The organism is Flavobacterium amnicola (assembly GCF_004122165.1).
GTDB classification, from domain to species: domain Bacteria; phylum Bacteroidota; class Bacteroidia; order Flavobacteriales; family Flavobacteriaceae; genus Flavobacterium; species Flavobacterium amnicola.
Map to the genome: position 1 here is coordinate 1 of NZ_SBKO01000008.1, position 4,685 is coordinate 4,685.

Below are 4,685 nucleotides of genomic sequence, written 5' to 3' on the forward strand. Positions count from 1 at the left end.
AATGTACTAGTAGTAGCTCCTGCTGCTGGGGTATAAGTTCCAGCTCCTGCATTAAAAGTTCCACCTGTTCCTGTTGGACGAGTCCAAACTCCTCCAGCTTGTTCGCCAGTAATTAAACTAAATAAATTGATGACGGCTACACTGTTATCACAAATAGTTACACCTCCATCAGTTCCTGCATTAGGTTGTGGATTGATTGTAACAGTAGCTAAACTTGTATCTGTTGTACATGGTGCAATTCCGGTTAAAGTATACAAGAAAGTACTGGTAGTAGCTCCTGCTGCTGGGGTATAAGTTCCAGCTCCTGCATTAAAAGTTCCACCTGTTCCTGTTGGACGAGTCCAAACTCCTCCAGCTTGTTCGCCAGTAATTAAACTAAATAAATCGATGACAGCCACACTATTATCACATATTGTTACTCCTCCATCGGTTCCTGCATTAGGTTGTGTATTAACAACCACAGTACTTGTATTTGCAATTGCAACACTACATCCAGGATTAGTGAATGTATATTGTACCCCATCAACCCATACAGCACCACCTGTTCGGGTTATAGTTATTGTATTTGTAGTAGCACCTGTTGTAAAAACAACTCGCTGCAAAACATCATTAGGACCAGCACTAAATCCAAGATTCGCTGTACCGTCACTAATATTTACAACACCTCCATTAGTATCCCTAGCAATACTTACCGTGATTGCAGTACCAGCTGGCACAGTATGTTGTAAAGTAATTGTTAAAATATTAGCTGCATTATTTACTAAGGCACAATTTCCGGCTGTTGCAGCTGCTCCTAAAGTTGAAATGGCTCCAGTAGCATTTGCAGGTGTAGTACCTCCTGTTGCACTCAATCCATTTCCTGATATTGGCGCACTTGTAGAAGCAATTGATGTAGCATTAAATGTAGTATTCGCAGACACTCCGGTAACTGTTACCGTAGCAGTTCCACCAGCATTTAATGCAATTGTTTGTGCCGCACCTCCATTTATATTATATGTAACGGTTGCATTCGGAGTACCTGTAAGATTGAATATTGCGTTTCCAGTTGTACAAATAGGACTATTATTAGTAATACTCGTTAAAACAGGAGCAATACCTCCAGATAACGTGATATTTGAAGTAGCCGTAGTACAACCTGACATATTAGTCACAATATTTGTATAACTACCTGCATTTAATCCCGAAATAACAATATTTCCAGCTGCATTACTGGTTAAGTTAACAGAAACGGGCACTCCATCATCTAAATAAGTAACAGTATAAGTTGTGGATGGATTAACCCCAGAAATTGTAATAGACCCATTGGAAGCACCACAACTAGGGTTCACACCAGTTGTTGTAGGACAAACTATTGTACAATCAGTGGAACCAGCTCCACCCATTCCTGCATTGGTCTGTGTCATTGTAATATATCCCGCTGCACCGTTATAATTTGTCACTAAAAGCATGTACACTTCTCCTACTTGCGCTCCTGGAATTGTAGCTGTTTCAGTCGCAGATGAATTAAAACTACAATCAATAACGTTACCTGTACAAGTATGATCAGCTGTACAATCGCCCAGTGTAAAATCGGCACAAGCTGCTGCTGCATTAGGGAAAGGCCCCCACAAAGCATAATCAACATCGAGGGTAGTTCCAGTTCCTCCTGGACCTGTTGTTTGTGAAATCGTAAAATTTAAATTTCCTGCTTGATCAATTTCGATATAGTACCATGAAGGGTTAGGTGCAGATCCCAAACAGGTCTGAGCAGCTATAACTGCTGGTGCATCTGGCACACAATCAGCATCTGTTACATTGGGAAATTCTAACGGTCCTGCATCCGCACAAAATGGATCTGAACCACCACAAACAGAATTTGCAGGTGGTGGTGGTGGTGGTGGTAACGGATCTCCTCCTGCATTGGTTGTACAACTCATAGTTGCCGCCCAACCTGCGTATTGTAAACTGGAATCGGATTGAAACACAATGGTAATACAACCTGATGGATGACTTGAAGCAATTTGATTTGTCATTGTAGAACAACCCCCACCAGGAATTGGCGAAGTGTCTCCATATGTACCAATCACCGTACCTCCTGTACCGGAACCATTATAAATTGTCATAAAATCGAAGGGTTCCCCTTCCACATTCCATGCAGTAAATACCAACTGCACATAAGTTCCAGGTGTTGATGGACAAATCGTCATGGTATAGGATTCACTTGCACCATAATTACCTGCATTTCCTCCCGAATCGTAAAAAGTACCGGAACATCTTGTAAATGAACCGTTTTGCATGTTTAAATTCTGAGAATATATCGTAGTGGATAGAAATAATAGAAATAGTAGAATTCTTTTCATAATTATTGTATTCTATATAGTTAGTTGGTTGGTAAAATCTTAATAATAAAATCGGTATTATCTACTCTATATAGCAATACTTTTTTTGAAAACATCTCAAAATTATACTTCAGAGGATTGAAAGTTGAAGGATTGACAAATGCGTCCCTGGTCAATTTTTGATTATATTTTGATTGTAGTTGGATCGTTGAAAGTAAATCGATTTTTTTTCCTTTTAAATCGGGTCTTTGAACTATTTCAAAACGATTTAAAAAATTAGTAATCATTTCCAATCGACCAGTATTAGATTTTAACACAAGTACATCAGCTTGGTCTTGAAATACTTCTCTTACAAAAAATTCAATTTGCTGATTTGTGTATCTAGCTTTCTGATCAAAATTTACAATTTCAGTATTACGAAATGTTACTTTTTTTTCTACTTGATTTAAGAAAAAAGAGTTTGCACACAATAACAATGCTATTGTGTTAAATAGTAAAATTTTCATAGTTCGCTAGATTTTAAGAGATTTTAATAAGTTGTAGTTGTTCATTTTTTGGGTTTGTTTTATTTGTTTTTGGTTTTGAAAATCAATTATATACGTGTGGCATTCGTACATAATTTTCGAAAATTAATTTTTTTTTAACAATTATGCAATTTTTTTTTAAATTTTTACTAATTAATAAAATATTTTTCTTCGTTTAATAAGAAAAGCCACTATAAATAGTGGCTTTTCTTGAAAATAATATTTTATTAAACTATCGTTTCATGGCAAAATGAGCTTTATGTGTTTTTGAAACTCCATCCTCTTTATAATAAACAACAAACCAATAATCTGTAGATGGTAATTGTTGATTTGAATATGTTCCATCCCATCCATTTCCAGAAGGTTGTATAACTGTAATTAATTTACCAAATCGGTCAAAAATTTCAATTTTAGAATCCGATTGAGAACTTAAAAATGGAATATTCCAATTATCATGAATACCATCAGCATTTGGCGTAAAGTATTTCGGATAATTAACAATCGTTGTAGGAGTTGGTGGTAATGTAGCACAACTATTTTTTACAACAACATTATGTGTTCCAGATGGCACATTATAAAACACATTACTATTTTGAAACGGCCCACCATCCAATGAATATTCATATACACCCGGAGGGTCAACCGTTACGGTTATTGTATTAATATCAGAAAAATATGGCAATGGCTGTATTACAGCAGATACTGGGGGTTGAGAAACAGTAACCACAATTGCCGCTCTATCACTTTCACAACCATTTAATGTTTGACTTACATAATAGGTAGTACTTCCAACTGAAGTAGTGAGAGGCGTAGGTGCTGTACTTGATCCTGTCCCTCCAGTAGAAGTCGTATACCATAATAAATTAGAACCTGTTGCTGTTAAACTAGTAGCCATATCATTCAAACAATACGAAACCGGATTGACTATTGGTGCAGGTGTTTTATTAATTGTAACTACAACCGGTTGAATATCACTACAACCATTAAGCTCATACTTAATATAATAAGTGCCACTTGTTGTTATCGCAGCAGCATTTGGCAACGAAGTTGTTGCTGAAGCATTTGTCCAAAAAGTTGGTGTTCCCCCTGCTGGACTTCCCGTAAATACCGCTGTTCCAGTAATATCTACCGTTGATGGAAAACAAACCGCTGCAGGATTAGTAACTACTAATGTTGGGGTTGGAAACATTGGTGCATTGAAAAATGGAAGCGTGGTAGGAGAATTACATGTTCCTAAACTTGCATTAACTGTATAAGATGCTCCAACCGTCATACCACTTATTATTCCTGTTGTCCCAACTGTTGGACCTGGAGGTAAGAAATTATAGGTATATGTTGCATTGTAATTTGAAATTGTACTAATTCCGTCGGCCGTACAAGTAGCTGGAGTCGGGCTTATAGTTGGTGTAACCGGAGTCACTAACATTACTTGATTATTAAACGATAATGAAGATGGTGAATCACATCCGTTATTAGCAACAACGGTATAAGAGGTTCCAGCAGTCATTCCATTTATCAATCCTCCTGCTCCGACTGTTGGTCCTGGAGGCGTAAATGTATAGGCATAAGCAGCATTATAATTAGCTATTGTACTAATCTCATCTGATGAACATGTAGCTGGAATCGAATTTATCGTTGGCGCTACTGGTGCAACGGCCATTGGTGCATTGAAAAATGGAAGCGTGGTAGGAGAATTACATGTTCCTAAACTTGCATTAACTGTATAAGATGCTCCAACCGTCATACCACTTATTATTCCTGTTGTCCCAACTGTTGGACCTGGAGGTAAGAAATTATAGGTATATGTTGCATTGTAATTTGAAATTGTACTAATTCCGTCGGC

General features: G+C 37.3%; 2 protein-coding genes and 1 pseudogene. All 3 read right to left on the minus strand.

The features are described 5' to 3' along the window. Nucleotides 1-2,339: pseudogene (locus EQG63_RS12095) on the minus strand (hypothetical protein); the annotation flags it as partial. A 20-nt stretch (nucleotides 2,340-2,359) separates the two neighbouring features. Continuing rightward, nucleotides 2,360-2,824, minus strand: coding sequence for a hypothetical protein (locus EQG63_RS12100; protein ID WP_129436640.1), 465 nt, complete (start codon nucleotides 2,822-2,824; stop codon nucleotides 2,360-2,362). A gap of 250 nt (nucleotides 2,825-3,074) precedes the next feature. Continuing rightward, nucleotides 3,075-4,685, minus strand: a 1,611-nt coding sequence (locus EQG63_RS12105; RefSeq protein WP_164974513.1) for a T9SS type B sorting domain-containing protein, incomplete at its 5' end; no start/stop codon positions are given.

What these genes read in the sequence shown, in the direction of transcription:
- EQG63_RS12100 (WP_129436640.1), bottom strand. Translation starts at nt 2,824, where the DNA reads ATGAAAATTTTACTATTTAACACAATAGCATTGTTATTGTGTGCAAAC.